Origin of the sequence: Kluyvera genomosp. 3 (genome assembly GCF_011765685.1) — a bacterium.
GTDB lineage: Bacteria > Pseudomonadota > Gammaproteobacteria > Enterobacterales > Enterobacteriaceae > Kluyvera > Kluyvera georgiana_A.
On record NZ_CP050321.1, the window covers coordinates 4,922,599 to 4,942,060 of the forward strand.

Sequence of the window (19,462 nt, forward strand, 5' to 3'; positions counted from 1 at the left end):
GTGTCATTATTGTTGTGTTGTAAACATCTATCCGTTTAGACGTCTGGATGTAAAAATGCCGCAAAAGGCGACGGGCGTCAATAGAAAGATCGGCGTAAAAAGTGAGTAATCTTCAGCGAAGATGAAAAATATTCATCTGGTACTGCGGCGGGCAACCCGCCGCAGTGGGTCCGCTTAGTGCTTCACATCCTTCACTCGCATCCCGTTTAACAGCTCATCGGAAAGCTGACCGCCGGATTTAAAGTAATCCACCACCGCATTGGAGACATAGTATCCCCCTGACGTATTACGCGCCTTGCCTTCAGTAAAGGCGGCAAAACCATCACCGCCATCGGCCAGGAAGCTATTGGTCGCGATGTGATAAACCGTCGCATCATCAATCGGCTGGCCGTTCAGGGTGAACGCCGTCACGCGCTGGCCGACGGGCTTACTGCTGTCATACTGCATCTCCAGCCCTTTGGAAACCTGCAATACACCATTACTCAAGCCTGCGCCATGCTCCATCAAACTACGAAGCTGTTTACCGGTCAAATCCATCGTCACCAGTTCGTTAGGGAACGGGAAGGTACTGATAATGCCGCCCATCGTGACCTCTCCCGCCGGAATTTCATTACGAATGCCGCCAGAGTTGGTCAGGGCTAACTGGGTCTCTTTTCCCGCCGCCGCCAGCAGTGCATCCGCCGCCAGATTGCCCAAAGAGGAAGACTCGCCATAAGCGCGGGTCAGTTCTACCGGCGCGCGGGTTACCGTTTGCTGCACCACTTTATCGAGCTTTTTATTCCAGCCATCAATCACCTGCTTCGTTTGTGGATCAGGCTTCCACTCATCGGCAAAAATGGTTTTCAGCTCAAAATTCTTCACCGTAAAGTCATGTGGCTTCTCTTTGTAATCCAGCACCAGTTTCCCCACGTCAATACCGCCGCTATCGGTGGACAAAATCAGCGTCTTACCCACTTTAATCGGCTCCGGCGTGCCGACGTGGGCGTGGCCAGTGATTAGGATATCCAGCCCTTTCACCTGGCTGGCGGTCTGAATGTCTTTATCCAACGCGCGACGAACGTCGGTGCTTCCCTGGCTGGACTGGCGCGCCGGAGTTCCTTCATGAATCAGCGCCACCGTCAGATCTACCTTACCTTTTAGCTCATCAATATAGCGTTGTAGCCACTTCACCTCATCACGCGCTTCAATCCCTACGCGCGTCGAGGCAGAAACGGTGTCATCAAAAGCAAACACGCCGTGCAGGCCAATCACGCCAATCTTCACCCCATCTTTTTCAATAATGGTGTACGGCTTATCCCAGAACATTTTGCTGCTGTTCTGATAGAAAATATTGCCCTGCACAATCGGGAATTTTGCCTGACTCAGCTGCAGCAGCGTGTTGTCCCAACCGTGGTCAAATTCATGGTTACCCATCGTGACGGCATCAAACGACATCGTGTTCATGATGTCGATAATCGCCTTACCCTTAGTCAAACTGCTGATGTAAGGCCCGGTAAAATAGTCGCCAGCATCAAAAAACCACGTGGCCTTATTTTTGGCTTTTTCCTGCTTCACCAGCGTGGTGATATTCGCCCAGCCGCCAATATCGCGCTTTCCATCGGCAATCCATGGCACCTTATAAGGTTCCACATGGGCATGCAGATCGTTGGTATAGATAATGGTGACGTCTTTGGCGCACGCCCAGAATGGCAGAGTGAGCAGTATGCCGGCGGCAATCGTTTTTAACTTCATAATCAATCCCTTTCAGTCATATGAGGAATCGCTACGTTACGTTCTGAAAGGTTTTTTTATGTGAGAACAATCACAGCGGTGGGTGACAGTCGTAGAACAAAATCAACGACCTGTCGAAATCGTTGGTAGCACGATGGATTCTCTCTTCACGATTAATACCTGCAAAACGTATGGTTGCCCTAATTTAGGGTTAGCCACATCGCCAGATTATCAGTGGCCGGATTATCGATTGGGCTATCCCGCCCTGCACTGCCGGGCATGCGGAAGCTACCCGCCACTTTTTAATGATGAGGAATTTCAACGCTGGGCAGCCGCCTGTTTCACCGGCTATGCGCGTGAATACGGCCATTTTTGCCCTGCTTGCTACCAGGCGGAGGTGATCCGTTACGGGCATAATCCGGGAGGAAGCCAACGATTGCAGTGTCAACGCTGCAAAAAAGTGTGGACACCAAAGCGACAGCCGCTGACAAATGCCTTATCACCAGACGCGATTTGCAGCGTGCCGTTTATTATGGACTTTCAGGGCGAACTTGCCGCGCAGAAGCTCTACCTGCTTTTCAGTTTCGATGCTGTTCGCGGCAATATCCTCCATGTATCGAGCAATTACACGCCATATCCGGCAGGAAATACGTTGCGCTACCGCTGGAAAGGCATTCGCCCCACACCGACCCATCATCACGATATTATTCAAAGCGTTGCGCTGAAAGAACGGCAATTCCTTCAGCGCAGTCAATTTGACGAAATCCAGTACGGGGCAGCGGCGCTGAAGCGCAATGCGAACGGGATGATTCTACGCCCTGTCATAGCTGCCCATGGCCATTTTCGCGTACTCAAGAACCGCTTCCCTGAGGTGGGTACCCATATTGTGGCCCACGAATGCTTTCTTCGCGGGGCGATCATCACCGCATGGGCGGAGTTATTTCGTCAGCGCCGGGCTTCACTCTGGTTTATTGAAGAGAAGACCGTCGATGAAGACAATACGGATGCCTGGCGACTGTTGGGCAAAACGAATCAAGGATGGTGGAAAAATCAGTGGCAGTTATGGGCGCAGGGCCGTAATCAAAAAATGGTCTGCCCATTAACCGACCACCGCCAAGACAATGGTAGCAAGATAACCCTCACAGCCAGCCGACGTTTCTTCCGCTGGCTCGCCGTGCAGGATGAGTTTCAGCAAAGCTCCCGCTACTCTGCCGCGCATATTATGCGTCTCGTGACCACCCTGGCATGCCAGTACAATGCCCAAAACGATGAAAATATCCCCACCGTAATCTCCCCCCTCTAAGACATTAAAGTGAGAACTACTTCTCAGTTCTCTCACTCTTCTGCGGCCCTGACAAAAATTCTATTGCAGACGTTAATGGCTTGTTTCACGATAAGTAGAACGTTCTACTATAACGTTATACCTAACATAAACAGGGTTATTAAAAGCACGCACGAAGAGGCGTCTATCCGGGGGAAATCAGTATGAGTCTGATATCGAGTGTCGTTAAATCGCTTTCTAAACTGTCGATGATAGGCCGCGCGCTGATGCTGCCCATCTCGCTGCTGCCTGCGGCCGGTCTGTTGCTGGCGTTCGGGGATAAATTCCACCTGCCGTTGATGATGAACGCAGGCGGCATTATTTTCGACAACCTGCCGATGCTGTTTGCTATCGGCTCCGCCGTCGGTCTGGCGTCCGAATCCGGCATCGCGGCGCTGTCCGCCGCGGTCTCCGTCTTCGTGACCAACATTACCATCAGTACCGTGCTCGGTATCACGCCGGAAATGGCGGGACAAGGTGGGAAATATGCGATGGTGGTCGGCATTCCGACTCTGCAAATGGGCGTCTTTGGCGGCCTGATTTGCGGTATCCTCGCCGCGTGGTGCTATAACCGCTTCCACAAAATGCAGCTACCGGAGTTCCTTGGATTCTTCTCCGGCAAACGCTTTGTCGCCATTGCAACCGCCCTGCTGTCGTTTATTCTCGGGCTGCTTCTGCCGTACATCTGGCAGCACATTCAGGCGGGCATCGACGCGCTGTCGGTGGTCATCAACGGCGATAACCAGGCGGTATCGACCTTTATCTTCGGGCTGGTTGAGCGCGCGCTGATTCCGCTGGGCCTGCACCACATCTGGTATCCGTCATTCTGGTACTCCTTCGGCGATTACACCACCCACGCAGGCCAGGTGATTCACGGTGACCAAACCATCTGGTTCAAAATGCTGGAAGAAGGGGTGAAATCCTTCAGCAGCGATACTTACCAGAACGCCGGTAAGTTTATGCAGGGCGAGTTCCCGCTGATGCTGTTCGCGCTGCCTGCGGCGTGCCTGGCGATGTACCACGAAGCGCACACGAAAAATAAAAAAATCGCCGCCGGGATTCTGTTCTCCGCCGCGCTAACCTGTTTCCTCACCGGGATCACCGAGCCGGTTGAGTTTACCTTTATCTTCGTGGCGCCCATTCTCTACGTCTTCAACGCCATTATGGCGGGCCTCTCCTACATGGTGATGTACCTGCTGCACGCGCACATTGCCAAATCGTTCTCCGCTGGGCTTATCGACTATATCTCGTTTGGCATTCTGCCGTCGTTTAACGGCTATCAGACGAACTTCCTGAACGCGATTATCGTCGGCGTGCCGATGGGGCTGATTTACTACTTCACCTTCCGTTTCGTGATTCGCCGTTTTGACGTCAAAACGCCGGGCCGTACCGAAACCACGGTGAGCGCTAACGATAAAACCGATGAAGATCTGGCAACGGAAATTATCAGCCTGCTGGGCGGTGAGCAGAATATCGCCTCCGTGGGCTCGTGCATTACCCGCCTACGCCTGGAAGTGTCGGATAAAGGATCGGTGGACAAGGATGGTCTGAACAATATCGGTGCGCGCGGCGTCGTTTTCGTCGGTGATAACGGTATTCAGGTGATTTTTGGCGCCAGAGCGCAATTTATCGCGCAAACCATGTCGACGATGATTGGCAAATAATCATAAGATTGTCGCCGGTTGGAGGTCCCATCCCTGATGGGCACCTCCTTGTTTTCTGCGGATATTCACGATGGTCCAGGGAGCACTTTTGAAGAAGGTCAGCATAATTGATGTCGCGAAGCGCGCGGGCGTCTCGGTTTCTACCGTGTCGCTGGTGCTACGCCAGAAAGGAAAAATCTCCGATGCGACCATCGAAAAAGTGCAGGCTGCTATCCACGAGCTGGGCTACGTCCACAACGTGGCCGCCGCCAACCTCCGGGCCAATACCTCCAATTTGATTGGCCTGATTCTGCGCGACTTTAGCGACAGCTTCTCCATCAAAGTGATGGCCAGCATTGTCCAGGAGCTGGAAGCGCAGGGTTACATGGTGTTCCTCGGCCAGCCGCTTAACGAGCACGAACATCTTGAGCGCTGTCTGCTGTCGTTTAAACAGCAGGGCGTCGCGGGCGTTATCTATCTGGCATCGGATGTGCGTCGCGATACGCTGCCCGCACAAATTCGCCAATGCCCATTGCCGCTGGTCGTCGTCTCACAGTCTCCCATCAAAGAAAAGTGCAACCTGGTGATGCGTGATAACCAACAGGCGGCCAGTCTGGCCACCCGCTATCTGCTGGAGCGCGGCCACCGCTACATCGCCTACCTCGGCGGCCAGGAACACGATCTGATTCGCCAGCAGCGGCTGGTCGGTTTTCGCAGCACCCTCACCCGCCTCGGTATTGCGACTCGCGACGAATTCAGTCCCGCCTGCGGCGATGATACATACGCCGCCAGCGTCGCGACGCGTCAGCTGCTGGAAAACAATAACGCCATTACCGCCCTGTTGTGTCATTCACCGGACGCGATGATCGGCTGTATCGATGGAATTCATAAGGTGGGGCGCACCGTGGGGAAAGATGTCTTTTTAACCCAGCAGGTGGCGCTGATCGGCTTTGAAGACATGTTGCACATCAACCTGACCTCGCCGTCATTTACCTACGTCTCCTCAGCCAGCGAAGAGACCGGGCGTCAGGCCGCGACGCTGATGATCCGTAAATTGCGCGAGCCAACATTACAAAATCAGGCGATTACGTTGTCGGGCCAACTGGTGCCGCGCGAGTCTGCCTGAACCACGTTCACCAGCCAATCCAGCCTCGCCGCGTTTTCCGGCGACATCACGAGCCCGCACTGGACGTACAGGGCGGCTTCATCAATGGGGCGGAAAACCACGCCCTGGCGCTGAATCGCAGCAAAAGATTCGGGAAACAAACTCAGCCCTTCTCCACGGGCAATACGCGCCAGCAGCACGTCATGTTCCAGCGGCTCTTCAATACAGGCGGGCAGGTAACCCGCCCGGCGGAAAATATCGCGAGTAAAGTCAAAGAAGGCGGGGTTACGCTCGCGCTTGAACCAGAATAACGGTCGGCCGTTCAGCTCGCGGAGCATCAGTTGCTGCTGCTTCGACTCAGGCCATTGTGCGGGCAACGCCGCAATCAACGGCTCCTGTCGGCTAAGAGGCATCAGGCTTAACCCTGGGGTTTCCAGCGGCAACGCCACCAGCGCAGCATCCAGTTTTCCGCGGCGCACCTGACGCACCAGCTCTGGTGAACCGTGCCGCACAACGTGCAGTGTCTCCACCTGGGCCGCCAGCACGGTTTCCAGCGTGGCAAAAACGCCCTGCTCAAATGCGGTGGTCAATCCAATGCGTAGCGATGACGCGCCAGCCTGAGCGAGCCGGCTCAGGGCATCATAGGTTTCATCCTGCTGCGCCAACAGTGGGCGAATAATCGCCAGCACCTGCCGCCCTTCAGCCGTTAACGTCAGCCCTTTGGTATGCCGGACAAAAAGCGTTACCCCCAGCCGTTCTTCAAGCTGGCGAATGTGACGGCTCAGCGGCGGCTGCGACATATACAGCCTTTCCGCCGCACGACGCATATTGTTCTCTTCCGCCACCACGGCAAAGTAGCGCAGCAGCCGGATATCCAGCGCATGCAAAGGGGATGTAGTCATACCGAAAAGGTATCACGGAATCGGTATTATCCAAATGATTCTGCGCGCTCTATCCTCTCGCCATACGCTAACAAACGAGGTGATGATGATGGATTCAGAACGCTATATAACCGGTCAGAAAATGCTGCAACAGGTTGATGGAAAAGGGGGAGAGGCCGTCGTGAATAGCCTGAAGGATATCGCACCGGACTTCGCCCGCTATCTGCTTGAGTTCCCGTTTGGCGATATTTATGCGCGCCCGGGGCTGGACCTGCGCAGCCGGGAAATTGCCACCGTCGCCGCGCTGACCGCCATGGGTAACGCCGCGCCGCAGCTCAAAGTGCACATCGCCGCGGCGCTGCACGTTGGCTTAACTCAGGAAGAGATTATTGAAGTGATTATGCAGATGGCGGTTTATGCGGGATTCCCGGCGGCGCTCAACGGCCTGTTCGCCGCAAAAGAGGTTTTTGCGGCGAACGGCAAACGCTAGTTACAGCAACTGCGCCAGACGATTAATATCCGACTGAATGGCCCCGGCGGTCACGTCGCGGCCGGCGCCCGGCCCACGAATCACCAGCGGGTTATCGCGATACCAGCGGCTTTCAATGGCAAAGACGTTATCACACGGTAGCAGCGAGGCCAGCGGATGTTCCTGACGCACCGCTTCCACGCCGACGCGCGCTTTGCCGTTGGCGTCGAAACGCGCCACATAACGCAGCACCAGCCCCATTTCCTGAGCGGCTTCCAGACGCTGCAACATCTGCTCGTTCAGCTCATCGCCGTTCTCAAAGAAATGGTCGATTGAGCCTTCTTCACAGTGCGCCGGCACCAACGATTCCACGCGAACCTGGTCCGGCTCAATGTCATAGCCCGCCTCACGCGCCAGAATCACCAGCTTACGCATCACATCCTTACCGGAGAGGTCGACACGCGGATCCGGCTCGGTCAGCCCCTGCTGCCAGGCCTGATCGACAAGGTCGGTAAACGGCACAGTGCCATCAAACTGCAGGAACAGCCAGGAGAGCGTGCCGGAGAAGATGCCGCTGATCGCCAGAATGCTGTCGCCGCTTTCAATCAGGTCGCGCACGGTATGATTAACCGGCAGACCCGCGCCTACGGTGGCGTTATACAGCCAGTGACGGCCGGTTTTTTCAAACGCGTCGTGAATCTGGCGATATTTATCGCTGCTGCTGGCCCCGGCCAGTTTGTTGGCGCTGATCACGTGGAAACCGTGGCTGGCAAAATCGAGATACTGATCGGCCAGCTGTTCGCTGGCGGTGACATCCAGTACCACCAGGTCGTCATATGGATGGGCGCGCATCCACAGGAACAGCGACTCTTCGTCCTGCTCAACGGCTTCATCGTCAAAGAAAGCCAGCGCGCGGCTGGCGTCCAGCCCTTCATAGCTCAGCAGGCTGCGGCGGCTATCCACCACGCCTGCCAGCACAAATTCAAAACCGGTTCGCGCCGATAGCGTCGTCTGCTCACGGGCAAACAGTTCCAGCCAGCGGGAACCGATATTCCCTTTGCCGAACAGCACCAGGCCAATGCGTTTTTCGGCGCGGAAAATCGACTGGTGCAGCCCCTGAATCAGGCTTTCCGTCGGGCCAGCACGCAGTACGGCGACCAGGCTGATGCCCTCTTCCGACTGCCAGGTAAATTCGACCGGCTGCCCCTTAAGCTGTTGCCAGAAACGGTGGCAGTGCAGCGGGTTGCGGGTGACGCCCGCACCAACCATCGCCACCAGCGCCAGCCCCTGTCGCAGGCGTAGCTCGCCCGGCAGACCCGCTTCATCGAGAATTTTCAGCGCGCTATCAACCACTTCCGAGGTATAGCAGAACTGCAGCAGACGATGATCCGCGTGCACGCCAACCGCCAGCGGACGAATCTGCGCGCGTTTGAGTATCTGGTCGATCTCCTTATGCGCCAGCTTAAAGTCCTGGCTAGCCGGAACGCGGAATTCGATTAAACAGACATCATCATGACTGGTGACAATCCGCGCGCCGGTACCGGAAGCCAGCACGCGTTCGATGCGCGTGGACCCTTGATCCGGCGTGTAGCTACAGCGCAATTGCAGATCGATATCGCTGCCGGAAACCGGCTGTAAAGTACGCGCGTGCAGCACCGGAGCGGCCAGACGCGCAAGTTCACTGGCTTCATCCAGACGCAGCAGCGGCAGCAGACAAGCATCTTTCACTTTACGCGGATCGGCGCTGTACACGCCCGCCACGTCGCTCCAGATGGTAACGCGGGAAACACCCGCCAGCGCGCCAATCTGGGTGGCGGAATAGTCGGAACCGTTACGCCCCAACAGTACGGTTTCACCCGCGTTATTACGGCTGATAAAACCGGTCACCACCAGACGTTTACCCGGATGCTGCGCCATCAGCTGTTGTAACAGAGGGTATGACAATCCTTCATCCACCTGCGGCTGCGCGCTACGTTCGGCACGCAGGAACGCGCGGGCATCGAGCCAGGCAGCGTCCAGACCTTGCAGCTTGAGGACTTCCGCCATCAGGCGCGCCGACCACAGTTCACCGTGGCCGACCACTTCCGCGTACACCGCGTCGTTGACGCCGTTATCCAGCAGCCCGGCTAACCGCTCCAGGTCATGAATAAAGTCGGCAATCATGCCATCGGCAATCTCGGCGGGCAGCAGGCCGCTAATCAGATCGGACTGATAGCGGCGCAGCGTCTGCTGAACCTGATGCGCAGAGAGGCGATCGGTCTGACTGAGCTTCAGCCAGTTGATCAGCTGGTTGGTGGTGCTACCGGCGGCGGAAACCACCATCATATCGCCTGGCTGAGAGTACTCCGCCATAATGCCGGCAACACGCAGGTAACACTTCACATCCGCCAGACTACTCCCACCAAATTTATGCAGCTGACGCTCTTTCGCCCCTGCCTGCGCAATCACACTCATATTTACCCCTGTGCTGCGATCCGGAATCCATTTTCCAGATCGGCAATTAAGTCTTCGCTATCTTCAATACCGGTTGAGATGCGTAATAGCGTCTCAGAAATCCCCGCAGCGGCGCGCGCTTCCGGCGCCATGCCCGCATGGGTCATGGTAGCCGCATGCGAGATCAGGCTCTCTACCCCGCCCAGCGATTCCGCCAGGGTGAACAACGACAGCCCGCTCAGGAAGCGGCGCAGCGTTTGCTCGTCGCCGTTTAGCTCGAAGCTGAGCATCGCGCCAAACCCTTTCTGCTGGCGGGCGGCAATTTCGTGGCCCTGGTTTTCCGGCAGAGAAGGATGATACAGCTTTTTCACCAGCGGTTGGGTTTTCAGGAAGTCGACAATCGCATACGCGTTACGCTGCGCCACTTCCATACGTGGAGAGAGCGTACGCAGGCCGCGCAGCAACAGGTAGCTGTCGAACGCGCTGCCGGTGACGCCGATATTATTCGCCCACCATGCCAGTTCTGTGACGGTATCCGGATCTTTAGCAATCACCACGCCCGCCACCACGTCGGAATGGCCGTTGAGGTATTTGGTGCAGGAGTGCAGTACCAGATCGGCGCCAAGCGCCAGCGGGTTTTGCAGCGCCGGGCTTAAGAAGGTGTTATCCACCACGCTCACCGCACCGGCCTCACGTGCCAGCTGGCAGATTTTCGCAATATCGACCACGCGCAGCAGCGGGTTGCTCGGGCTTTCGACCAGCACCAGCTTCGGTTTTTCCGCCAGCGCCGCTTTTAAGGCTTCATCATTGCCCTGATCGACAAACAGCACGCGATAGCAGCCGCGTTTTGCCAGGCTATCAAACAGGCGGTAGCTGCCGCCGTAGCAGTCGTGCGGCGCCACCAGCAGATCGCCAGGTTTCAGGAAGACGGTGGTCACCAGGTGAATCGCCGACATGCCCGTATTGGTCATCACGGCGCCCGCGCCGCCTTCCAGTTCAGCCAGCGCGCGCTGCACGACGTCACGCGTCGGGTTGCCGCGACGCGAGTAGTCATGCGCGCGCGGTTCGTTAAAACCGGTAAAGTTATAGGTACTGGAAAGATGAATCGGCGGGACAACACAACCATACTGCTCGTCGTCATTTAATCCGCTACGCACTGCGATGGTGGCCTGTTTACGGGTCATGAGGATTCGTTCCTGGCAAGGTCTGTGAAAAGTCAGACCCCAGAGTAAACATTGTTACCATAGCCGTCAATACATCTAGACATCTAAACCTCTTTGCGTATAGATTGAGCTATTGGCAAATAGCCGTTAAAATTATATGCATTAGCGCACATCTGCGAAGGCGAAGCGCGTGTCAGCGCAAGGCCACTACGGTACACTACGCGCGATTACGGCCGTGAACCGGCCTGTTAACTAATGACTAGAGGATTAAAGGTATCTCATGGCTGAATGGAGCGGCGAATATATCAGCCCATACGCTGAGCACGGTAAGAAGAGTGAGCAAGTAAAAAAAATTACGGTTTCCATTCCTCTGAAGGTGTTGAAGATCCTCACCGATGAACGCACGCGTCGTCAGGTGAACAACCTGCGTCACGCCACCAACAGCGAACTGCTGTGTGAAGCGTTCCTGCATGCTTTTACCGGTCAACCGTTACCTAACGATGAAGACCTGCGGAAAGAGCGCAGCGATGAAATTCCGGAAGCGGCGAAAGAAATTATGCGTGAGCTGGGAATTGACCCGGAGACGTGGGAATATTGATTCGCTGAAGAAGCCGGGAAACGTTAATGTTTCCCGGCTTTTTTATTGTCAGCGAGCGTTACTTCACCTCGTACTCCGGCCATGGTCGCGCGGCAATAAACTGCGCCACCGCCTCGCGGTCGGGAATCGCCGAAAGCGCCCCTTTCTGCGTGGTCGCCAGTGCGCCACAGGCGCTGGCTTGCGCCATCGCGCGATGTAACTGCGTGATATCGTCAGGCATCCCTTGCTGTGCAAGGCTGGCGAGCAAGCCCGCCATAAACGCATCGCCCGCCCCCGTCGTATCCACACTCTCAACGACATAACCGCTGAAGTGCACAACGTTCCCCTGGTACAAAACCATCGCCCCCTGCGCGCCGTAAGTCACCACTTTGAGCGTCGCCGGATAGGCCTCCAGCCCAGTAATGGCTTCGGCAAAGCTCTGGGACTGGGTTAACCAGTACCACTCCTCTTCCGAGAGCTTCAGGATATCGGCCTGACGGGCAAAGTGGCGCACGGTTTCCAGCATGCTTTCGGAGTCGGGCCACATTTGCTCACGCAGATTGACGTCAAAACTCAGCAGGCCATGCTGCTGTTTAATACCCACAATCGCCTGCACCAGTGTATCGCGGCAGGCCGGCGCCACCAGCGCCAGCGAGCAAAAGTGCAGGATATCCGCGCCAAACTCAGGGAGCGCCTGCGCCGACAAGAACTGATCGGCGGAGGGATTCACCAGGAAGGTGAAATCCCGCTCGCCGCCTTTACCGAGCGACACCACCACCGTGCTGGTGCGGTGCTGGTCATCCAGCTCCATTGCCTGCGTGTTGACGCCATACTCCCGCAGCGTCTGCTGCAAAAGATGGCCGAAAGGATCGTCACCCACCCGCCCAATAAAACCGCTGCGGCAACCTAATCGCGCGGCCCCCGCCGCGACGTTTACCGGCGCGCCGCCGGGGCAGGCTTCATAGCGCCTGTCGCCAATGGGAAGCAGATCGGCCACCGCATCGCCTAGCGCCCAGATATTCATCATGCTTCTTCCTCCGGTTATTTATCCAGGGGCCAATAGCCGCCGCTGTGCAGCGTGGCTCGCCCGTTGCTGGCGAACAGCGCCAGTTCACGTTGCCCTTCCAGCGGATAAATGCGGCTACTTAAGCAGGCCTCACCGTCATTCACGAAAACTTCCACGGAGGAACGATCGATAAATATCCGCAGCGACAGACGATCGCCCGCCGGTAACGCGATGCTGCGCGTCCCTTCCAGCGCGAATTGCGGATAGCGGCGCTCCAGCGTCAATCGCTGCGCCTGAGTATCAACAGCGATCCGCAGGCCATCGCCTAACGCGAGGCCGTAGCTTTCCGCCGTCGCGCTTTTCATCGACCACACCAGTTCCAGCTCAATCGCCTCAGCGTCATCCACGATGTGTGAACGTTGATTGTGCAACTGCTGCGCCAGCAGCGGGTAATAGCTGCCGCGCAGCGTCGCCACCTCTTCGGCGGGTACCATCTGCAGGCGGTTATCTGCGCCGAGACGAATTTCGCGTGGCAGAGAGAGCATCCCCGCCCAGCCGTCCTGCTGTTCCGGCATCGGCGATTCCCACATATCCAGCCAGCCGATCACGATGCGGCGGCCATCCGGCGTCAGGAAGCTTTGTGGGGCATAAAAATCGTGCCCGTGGTCCAGCTCAATGAATTCGCCATCGGTCGAAAACGGCTGCCCCTGCTGCCAGTCGCCAATCAGATAGCCGCTCTGGAACAGATTGCGGTTGCGATAACCTTCCGCCGCCAGCCCCTGCGGTGAAAACATCAGTATCCGCTTCCCGTTGAGCGTGAAGAAGTCCGGACACTCCCACATATAGCCCATGCCTTCCTGCGCTTCGGCCAACACGCCCTCTTCTTGCCACTGACGCAGATCGGCGGAGCTGTACAGGCGCACCTGCCCGGTATCGCCAACGCGCGAACCGACAATCAGGTACCAGGTATCGCCTTCACGCCAGACTTTCGGATCACGGAAGTGATGCAACCCGGCGGGAGTATCAATAATCTGTCCCTGACGTTCAAAATGAATCCCGTCGCGGCTGGTCGCCAGGCACTGCACCTGGTAGAGATTATCGTCACTGCCCGGATCGCCATGAAACTTATGCCCGGTGTAGATCAGCGCCAGCGTGTCGCCATCTACCACCGCAGAGCCGGAGAAACAGCCGTCCTTATCTTCCGGGCCTTCCGGCGCCAGCGCCACCGGCAGATGCTCCCAGTGCACCAGGTCTTTACTCCGCGCATGCCCCCAGTGCATTGGCCCCCACTGGGTTGAGTAGGGATGATGCTGATAAAACGCATGGTACCAGCCGTCAAACCACACCAGTCCGTTAGGGTCATTCATCCACCCGGCGCGCGCGGCAAGGTGATAGCGCGGATACCAGCGCGGATTCAGCGTGGCGCTGCGTTTCTGGAGTTCCTGTTCAGCATGGGCAATTGAAAATGTCATATTCTTCACTCTTGTTCAGACAGCAGAAGATTGTGTCAGCAGCGGCTCGGAAGCCGGTTTGCTGGCACGTAATAGGAAGATGGAAATGAAGGTGGTGCAGAACACCAGCGCTCCCATAAACAGGTAGGATTCGGCAAAGCCATATTTTTCATAGCTATAGCCCGCAAGCGGTGACAGTACGGTGGCGATAACCGAGCTGGTGCAAGCAAACCCGACCAGGTACAGCGTTGAGGAGAGGCGCTTATCAAAGTTGGCGCTGTTGTATTTGAAGATGGAGACCAGCAGTACCGGCAGCTCAACGCCGTGCAGCAACTTGGTGATGGAGATCAGCAACGGCCCCTCAACCAGCCCGGAAGACACCATGCGCAAGGCCATGATCATCCCTGCAAAAATCAGCCCGTTTTTCGCGCCAATACGATTAACCAGCCACGGCGCGCAGAACATTCCTGCCGCTTCAAGGAAGACCTGGAACGAGTTCAGATAGCCATACATCGCATTCCCTTCCTGCAGCGTCGGGAACTGTGAGGAGAAGTAGACCGGGAACTGCTGATCGTAGACGCTGTAGATACAGGTGCCGACAACAAAAAACACCAGTGCCCAGAAGCGCGGCAGCGTCAGCAGACGCAGGGCATCTTCCAGCTTGATGTTGCTCTTCTCGCCCTCTGTTGAAAGCGCCTGCGTATCACCCGGTACTGATAGACGAACCAGCAGGAAGAAAAAAACCAGCCCCGAGCAGCTTGCCACCGCAAAGTTAAGCTGTGGGTTGATGTTAAATAGCAATCCGGCAAAGAAGGTGGCGACGGCCCATCCCAGCGACCCCCACATCCGCGCTTTGCCAAACTCGAAATGCGTCTGGCGCGCCACGCGCTCAGTGTAAGACTCCAGTACGCCGATCCCGCCGTTAAAGGTCAGCCCAATGTAGAGGCCGCCAAAAAGGCTGCCAATCAAGATGTTGATTTTCAGAAGGTAGCCAAAGAGCAAATATGCCGGGCCGGAGAGAATGAGCAGTACGGTGATATACCAGAGTAGGTGTTTGCGAAGGCCTAACTTGTCCTGAATAAAACCGTAACAGATCTGCGCAAACAGCGCGGAAACCGACAGAACGGAGAAAATAATACCCGTATCGCCAGGCTGTAGCCCCACCTCCTGGTGCAGCCAGATAGAGAGCAGCGAACCTGAAGAGGACCAGGTGACAAAAAAGAAAAACAGCAAGGCGCTAAGTAACAAGTAACTGCTGGAGTGATGTTCTTTCATCATAGCAATCTCATCGTGGGTTAACGCCATAATGGTAACGTTAACAAAAAGCAATTCTCATGTCATTTTGCTGCGATATCCGATGTTAATCACAAAAGTTAACGTTAACATTATAAAAATAAGATCATGATCAACTATTTCCTGCCATAACGGGGAAGTAGAGTACGCTAGAATAACGCGCTATCCTTTTACATCAGTAAGTTAGTGGTTCTGTTGCAATCGTGGAGTCTGAAATATGGCATCTTTAAAAGATGTAGCGAAGCTGGCGAACGTCTCCCTGATGACGGTTTCCCGCGCCCTGAACAGCCCGGAGCGGCTCAAACCGGAAACGCTGGCTCGCGTACAATCCGCTATTGCCCAAACGAACTATGTCCCCGATCTCTCCGCTAAACGTATTCGTGGCGCGCACGATACGCCGAAAACTATCGGCGTACTGGCATTGGATACGGTCACCACGCCCTTCTCGGTCGAGATCACGCTGTCGATTGAAGAGACTGCGCGCGCACACGGCTGGAACAGTTTCGTGGTGAATATGTTTTCTGACGATAGCCCGGAGGCGATTGTCGACCTGTTACTCTCACACCGTCCCGGCGGTATTATTTACACCACCATGGGCCTACGTCAGGTGCCCGTTCCCGCCAAGCTGCTCACTCTGCCGTGCGTGCTGGCAAACTGTGAAAGCCTGAACGATCCGGTCGCCAGCTTTATTCCGGACGATGAACAAGGGCAATATGAAGCGGTGAAGGGGCTGCTGGCGGCAGGGTATACCCGCCCGCTGTGCCTGCATCTGCCGGAAAATCATCTGGCCACCGTACGCCGCCGACAGGGGCTGGAGCGCGCCTGCCACGAAGCGGGTATTAACGCTGATACGCTGACGCATTACTACATGGAGTACGGCGATGCGCACTACCGCGATATGCCAGCCAGAGTACTGGCGCATATCAAGCAGGGTAAACCCCAGTTTGATTCGGTAATTTGCGGTAACGATCGCATCGCGTTTATGGTTTACCAGACGCTGCTGGTGCAAGGGCTAAAGATCCCGCAGGACGTCGCGGTATTGGGTTACGACAATATGGTGGGCATTGGCGATCTGTTCCTGCCGCCACTGTCGACGGTGCAGTTACCGCACTACGAGATTGGCCGACTCAGCGCGCTGCATATCATCAATGGCGACAAACATCGCGAGACGGTCCGCGTCGCCAGCCCGTGGTTACCCGGAGAATCGATATAAAAAAACCGCCGTCAGGCGGTTTTTTTGGAATTTTTTCAGCGAATTAGAAGCGAGTCACTTCAGGATGTAGCTCAGACATTGAGATCAGGTAGGAAACAAAAACGTTTTTGATTGCAGTCAGCATAGTCACACCTTTACCCATAGTAATTTTGTGGTCGTTTGATGGGCAAATAATAAGCTTATCCGGCTGGCCGTGCAATATTTTTGTGACGCTCATCACAAAAAATCTTGTTTGACTGACTTCAGATAAACGAAAGGCGAGAGATTGCTCCCTCGCCTTTCGTTTCACATACGCAGATTACTTACTTATCCCATTGAATTTGTTCAATGTCTCTTCCATTTTCAGCGTTTCTTTACGGTTAAGCGGATAGAAATAAATCAAAATGACTGCCGCCAGGAACAAGCATAAAGCTGGCAGAAGGTTCGCCATTGTGTAGATATTTTCCTGCACGATGCTGGTTTGCACGGCGCCGCCCGTCGATGAAGACTGATAGCCAATAATCGCCAGCATAAACCCGCCAATAGCCCCGGCGCATGCCTGGCCAATCTTACGGGCAAAGAAGTTCACACCATACACAGTGCCATCTTCGCGATCGCCGGTTACATACTGGTGATAGTCGCATACGTCGGTCATAAACGCCCAAATCATCAGGTTGAACAAGCCCGCGCCCAACGTCGCCAGGAACAGGAAAATCAGATAGATTTTCGCGTCCGTAATGTGAATGAAGTACATCAGCACATACATGACGACCGCAAAAAGCAGCGCACCGACACTGGCCTCTTTTTTACCGAACCGCCTGGTGAGCCACGATGCCGATGGCGCTAACAAAACCAGCGAACCAAAGGTAAACAGCAGCGCGATGGACATCGCCTCTTTATTGTGGAAATAGTCATTAAACAGGTAAGTCATGTTGGTGCCGGAAAGGCCCTGATTAATCACAATAAGCAGATCCACAACGACTAAAACAATCAGCGCCTTATTACGTGCCAGCCCCTTCAGCAGTACAGAAACGGGCATGCTCTCTTTTCTTTCCACCCGTACGCGTTCCGTCGTTAAGTGACAGGTCAGGCTTAAAAAGATAAAACCCAGCACTGCACAACCGATGGCAATCCAGAAAAAGTGTTGCCCGGAAATCACCTGGCTGCCGTCCACCAGCGTGGTGTACATCAGGATCGGAATGAAAAAACCGGTGGCCCCGCCGCCAATCGCCGAACCAACACTGCGGTAAGTTGACAGCGATACCCGGTCTTCCGGGTTAGAACTAATCGCCGCAGACATGGCGCCATAAGGAATACTGACGGTCGATAACAAAGAACCGTAAACAAAATAGGAGCAGCAGATATAGATAATTTTTGCCGTATAGGAAAAATCATGCACAAACGGCAGGAACAGAACCACGGCAATAATGCAGAACGGATACTTCATGCGACGTACCCAAGGGTTAAAACGCCCATGAGCGGTCAGTTTTGAGGTATCACATAAACGCCCAACGCCAACATCCACAAACGCATCAAAAAGTTTGGTCACAAAATAGAGTGACCCGACAATCACGCCGGAAACGCCGATGACGTTGGTGTAATAAATCATTAAGAAACTATTGACTAACCCGAGGATGAAACAGGTTCCCAGGTCGCCACATAAATAACCGATTTTATCTCTGAATCCGAAAGGTCTGACAGCAATATTTTGATTGCTTCCAACCCGGGTTCCATCATTAGACATGATGTCAATTCCTTAGACACATTATTCACACAAGCTATACGTATATTCTGATACTTACCGCAATAAACGAAACTGGAGAATATTAATGATTAGAAGTTATAACCTAAACCAATACGGTAGCGAGTCTGGCGATCGTCAGTCGTGGAGGTATTATATCCGGATGAGACATTGCCAACTTCAATAAATGGAATCCAGGAGTTAATGTTATAAGCGACGCGGAAGTTATATTCATAATCCTCTTTGCCGTTATTGTAGAGATCTTCGCTATCCGCCACTTTATAAATGCCGTTAAGCTCAAACATCCAGTTATCGATGTTATAGCCGAGCCAAGCTTCTGGACGGTAGACGGTGCGGTCATCGCGCCCATCGCCGTTACGACGGGCGTACTCGGTACGGTAGCGAAAAGCCGTCCACCAGTTATCATTGATGTTGTACTGTACGCGAATATAAGGCTTATAGATTGCCATATCGTCGCCCGTCTCAACGGCAATGCCCGGTTGCCAAATAAATCCTTGCCATTCAAACTGGTAGCTAGCCGTATACTCTGCGCTGTTAGATTCCATATTGTTCAGCGCATGATTGGACTCTTTGTCATCCGAACGTGACACCGCTTCTACCGCGACACCAAATCCGGTTGCAAAACGGTTCGACATATAGACACGGTCGTAATTCCGGCCATCATCATAGTACTCATGACGATAGTCCACGTACCCTGCATGCGCCGCACAAGATAATAAAGGGAGCAGTAAAAATGCGTATTTCTTCATTGCAATCACTCTTAAAATATCAGCAAGATGTCCAATTAGCTCTGTTTTTAAACAAAGAAAAGGATGTTTAGTAGTATTTTTGTCACCCTGAAATTCTATTTTGCAATGTATAGAAACACCTTTTCATTACTGCCATCAAAGATTAATAAATGGCAAAAAACTAAAGGTAAATGAGATGCAGATCACCAATAAAAACCATTACCAGAACAAATAAGAAAACATTTAAAATATATAGACTGGATTTTATACATATTGAGTAAAGTAAGCATAAGAATGCATACAAGAATCAATATTTATTTTTATTACTATTTTAAAATATATATTCAGAATGAAAATTAAAATCGCCGGACACATCATTTCGTAGAGGATGGAGGGGATTTTTGGACACAAAAAAAGCGCCCTGAGGCGCTTTTTTCTGCCTGGCAACTTACTTGCTGCCTGGGATGCTGAAACGCTTGTTGAAGCGGTCAACACGGCCACCGGTAGCAACATCACGCTGCTTGCCAGTATAGAACGGGTGGCATTTACCGCACACGTCCAGGTTCAGGTCGTGACCGACGGTAGAGCGGATCTGCATGACGTTACCGCAAGAACAGGTTGCAGTAATTTCTTCGTATTTCGGGTGAATATCTTTTTTCATGGGAAAACCTCGGTTAAGGCCGCGTCGCTCTTCCAGCCCTAACGCCAGACACCACGCGATGTTGATA

Annotated in this window: 16 protein-coding genes and 1 pseudogene; 6 read left to right on the forward strand and 11 right to left on the reverse strand. The window is 54.3% G+C overall.

The genetic code is table 11. The annotated features are described in order from the left end of the window. Nucleotides 1-174 precede the first annotated feature (174 nt). Nucleotides 175-1,731 carry a bifunctional metallophosphatase/5'-nucleotidase gene (locus tag GY169_RS22915; RefSeq protein ID WP_167577192.1) on the reverse strand — a complete coding sequence of 519 codons (1,557 nt, stop codon included), beginning with the start codon at nucleotides 1,729-1,731 and terminating at the stop codon, nucleotides 175-177. A 133-nt stretch (nucleotides 1,732-1,864) separates the two neighbouring features. On the opposite strand from GY169_RS22915, the gene GY169_RS22920 reads away from it, so the two are divergent. From GY169_RS22920 to malI, 3 genes are all read left to right on the forward strand, one after another. After that, nucleotides 1,865-3,013 carry a cytoplasmic protein gene (locus tag GY169_RS22920; RefSeq protein ID WP_167577193.1) on the forward strand — a complete coding sequence of 383 codons (1,149 nt, stop codon included), beginning with the start codon at nucleotides 1,865-1,867 and terminating at the stop codon, nucleotides 3,011-3,013. A gap of 182 nt (nucleotides 3,014-3,195) precedes the next feature. Further along, the gene (locus GY169_RS22925) at nucleotides 3,196-4,695 is read left to right on the forward strand and encodes a PTS transporter subunit EIIC (RefSeq protein ID WP_163448633.1); all 1,500 of its coding nucleotides are present in this window, start codon (nucleotides 3,196-3,198) and stop codon (nucleotides 4,693-4,695) included. Between the two features lie 88 nt (nucleotides 4,696-4,783). Next, nucleotides 4,784-5,800, forward strand: coding sequence for a Mal regulon transcriptional regulator MalI (gene malI, locus GY169_RS22930; RefSeq protein WP_065357279.1), 1,017 nt, complete (start codon nucleotides 4,784-4,786; stop codon nucleotides 5,798-5,800). On the opposite strand, the gene GY169_RS22935 is transcribed toward malI, so the two are convergent. Beyond that, nucleotides 5,752-6,681: a LysR family transcriptional regulator gene (locus GY169_RS22935; RefSeq protein WP_167577194.1), complete on the reverse strand. Its 930-nt coding sequence runs from the start codon at nucleotides 6,679-6,681 to the stop codon at nucleotides 5,752-5,754. The genes malI and GY169_RS22935 overlap by 49 nt on opposite strands. Before the next feature lie 88 nt (nucleotides 6,682-6,769). On the opposite strand from GY169_RS22935, the gene GY169_RS22940 reads away from it, so the two are divergent. Next, on the forward strand, nucleotides 6,770-7,150 hold the full coding sequence (locus GY169_RS22940) for a carboxymuconolactone decarboxylase family protein (protein WP_163448642.1): 381 nt from the start codon (nucleotides 6,770-6,772) through the stop codon (nucleotides 7,148-7,150). On the opposite strand, the gene GY169_RS22945 is transcribed toward GY169_RS22940, so the two are convergent. Then, nucleotides 7,151-9,583: a bifunctional aspartate kinase/homoserine dehydrogenase II gene (locus GY169_RS22945; protein WP_163448635.1), complete on the reverse strand. Its 2,433-nt coding sequence runs from the start codon at nucleotides 9,581-9,583 to the stop codon at nucleotides 7,151-7,153. A gap of 2 nt (nucleotides 9,584-9,585) precedes the next feature. Beyond that, nucleotides 9,586-10,746: a cystathionine gamma-synthase gene (gene metB / locus GY169_RS22950; protein ID WP_163448636.1), complete on the reverse strand. Its 1,161-nt coding sequence runs from the start codon at nucleotides 10,744-10,746 to the stop codon at nucleotides 9,586-9,588. Between the two features lie 259 nt (nucleotides 10,747-11,005). Here metB and metJ point away from each other — a divergent pair, with 259 nt between their 5' ends. Next, complete coding sequence (gene metJ / locus GY169_RS22955; protein ID WP_012907792.1) at nucleotides 11,006-11,323, forward strand: met regulon transcriptional regulator MetJ; 318 nt, start codon at nucleotides 11,006-11,008, stop codon at nucleotides 11,321-11,323. 58 nt (nucleotides 11,324-11,381) lie between these two features. Here the strand turns inward: metJ and GY169_RS22960 are convergent, their stop codons facing one another. The 4 genes and pseudogenes from GY169_RS22960 to GY169_RS23685 form a co-directional block, all read right to left on the reverse strand. Further along, complete coding sequence (locus tag GY169_RS22960; RefSeq protein WP_167577365.1) at nucleotides 11,382-12,326, reverse strand: aminoimidazole riboside kinase; 945 nt, start codon at nucleotides 12,324-12,326, stop codon at nucleotides 11,382-11,384. A gap of 17 nt (nucleotides 12,327-12,343) precedes the next feature. Then, entirely contained in the window at nucleotides 12,344-13,780 is a 1,437-nt protein-coding gene (locus tag GY169_RS22965) for a glycoside hydrolase family 32 protein (RefSeq protein ID WP_167577195.1), read from the reverse strand. Between the two features lie 15 nt (nucleotides 13,781-13,795). Continuing rightward, nucleotides 13,796-15,037, reverse strand: coding sequence for an MFS transporter (locus GY169_RS22970; protein ID WP_167577196.1), 1,242 nt, complete (start codon nucleotides 15,035-15,037; stop codon nucleotides 13,796-13,798). 57 nt (nucleotides 15,038-15,094) lie between these two features. Then, nucleotides 15,095-15,172: pseudogene (locus tag GY169_RS23685) on the reverse strand (hypothetical protein); the annotation flags it as partial. A gap of 97 nt (nucleotides 15,173-15,269) precedes the next feature. Between GY169_RS23685 and GY169_RS22975 the strand changes: the two are divergent. Then, entirely contained in the window at nucleotides 15,270-16,265 is a 996-nt protein-coding gene (locus tag GY169_RS22975; RefSeq protein WP_167577197.1) for a LacI family DNA-binding transcriptional regulator, read from the forward strand. Nucleotides 16,266-16,563: 298 nt separating this feature from the next. Here GY169_RS22975 and GY169_RS22980 read toward each other — a convergent pair whose 3' ends face one another. The 3 genes from GY169_RS22980 to rpmE form a co-directional block, all read right to left on the reverse strand. Then, nucleotides 16,564-17,988: an MFS transporter gene (locus GY169_RS22980; RefSeq protein WP_167577198.1), complete on the reverse strand. Its 1,425-nt coding sequence runs from the start codon at nucleotides 17,986-17,988 to the stop codon at nucleotides 16,564-16,566. A gap of 89 nt (nucleotides 17,989-18,077) precedes the next feature. Then, a complete protein-coding gene (locus GY169_RS22985; protein ID WP_064540370.1) occupies nucleotides 18,078-18,755 on the reverse strand; it encodes an oligogalacturonate-specific porin KdgM family protein in 678 nt (225 codons plus the stop codon). A 427-nt stretch (nucleotides 18,756-19,182) separates the two neighbouring features. After that, nucleotides 19,183-19,395 carry a 50S ribosomal protein L31 gene (rpmE, locus tag GY169_RS22990; RefSeq protein WP_035892364.1) on the reverse strand — a complete coding sequence of 71 codons (213 nt, stop codon included), beginning with the start codon at nucleotides 19,393-19,395 and terminating at the stop codon, nucleotides 19,183-19,185. Between the last annotated feature and the right edge of the window lie 67 nt (nucleotides 19,396-19,462).

What these genes read in the sequence shown, in the direction of transcription:
- metB (WP_163448636.1), bottom strand. Translation starts at nt 10,746, where the DNA reads ATGACCCGTAAACAGGCCACCATCGCAGTGCGTAGCGGATTAAATGAC.
- GY169_RS22960 (WP_167577365.1), bottom strand. Translation starts at nt 12,326, where the DNA reads ATGAATATCTGGGCGCTAGGCGATGCGGTGGCCGATCTGCTTCCCATT.
- GY169_RS22935 (WP_167577194.1), bottom strand. Translation starts at nt 6,681, where the DNA reads ATGACTACATCCCCTTTGCATGCGCTGGATATCCGGCTGCTGCGCTAC.
- GY169_RS22945 (WP_163448635.1), bottom strand. Translation starts at nt 9,583, where the DNA reads ATGAGTGTGATTGCGCAGGCAGGGGCGAAAGAGCGTCAGCTGCATAAA.
- GY169_RS22915 (WP_167577192.1), bottom strand. Translation starts at nt 1,731, where the DNA reads ATGAAGTTAAAAACGATTGCCGCCGGCATACTGCTCACTCTGCCATTC.
- rpmE (WP_035892364.1), bottom strand. Translation starts at nt 19,395, where the DNA reads ATGAAAAAAGATATTCACCCGAAATACGAAGAAATTACTGCAACCTGT.
- GY169_RS22965 (WP_167577195.1), bottom strand. Translation starts at nt 13,780, where the DNA reads ATGACATTTTCAATTGCCCATGCTGAACAGGAACTCCAGAAACGCAGC.
- GY169_RS22925 (WP_163448633.1), top strand. Translation starts at nt 3,196, where the DNA reads ATGAGTCTGATATCGAGTGTCGTTAAATCGCTTTCTAAACTGTCGATG.
- GY169_RS22940 (WP_163448642.1), top strand. Translation starts at nt 6,770, where the DNA reads ATGGATTCAGAACGCTATATAACCGGTCAGAAAATGCTGCAACAGGTT.
- GY169_RS22985 (WP_064540370.1), bottom strand. Translation starts at nt 18,755, where the DNA reads ATGAAGAAATACGCATTTTTACTGCTCCCTTTATTATCTTGTGCGGCG.
- GY169_RS22970 (WP_167577196.1), bottom strand. Translation starts at nt 15,037, where the DNA reads ATGATGAAAGAACATCACTCCAGCAGTTACTTGTTACTTAGCGCCTTG.
- GY169_RS22975 (WP_167577197.1), top strand. Translation starts at nt 15,270, where the DNA reads ATGGCATCTTTAAAAGATGTAGCGAAGCTGGCGAACGTCTCCCTGATG.
- metJ (WP_012907792.1), top strand. Translation starts at nt 11,006, where the DNA reads ATGGCTGAATGGAGCGGCGAATATATCAGCCCATACGCTGAGCACGGT.
- GY169_RS22980 (WP_167577198.1), bottom strand. Translation starts at nt 17,988, where the DNA reads ATGTCTAATGATGGAACCCGGGTTGGAAGCAATCAAAATATTGCTGTC.
- GY169_RS22920 (WP_167577193.1), top strand. Translation starts at nt 1,865, where the DNA reads ATGGATTCTCTCTTCACGATTAATACCTGCAAAACGTATGGTTGCCCT.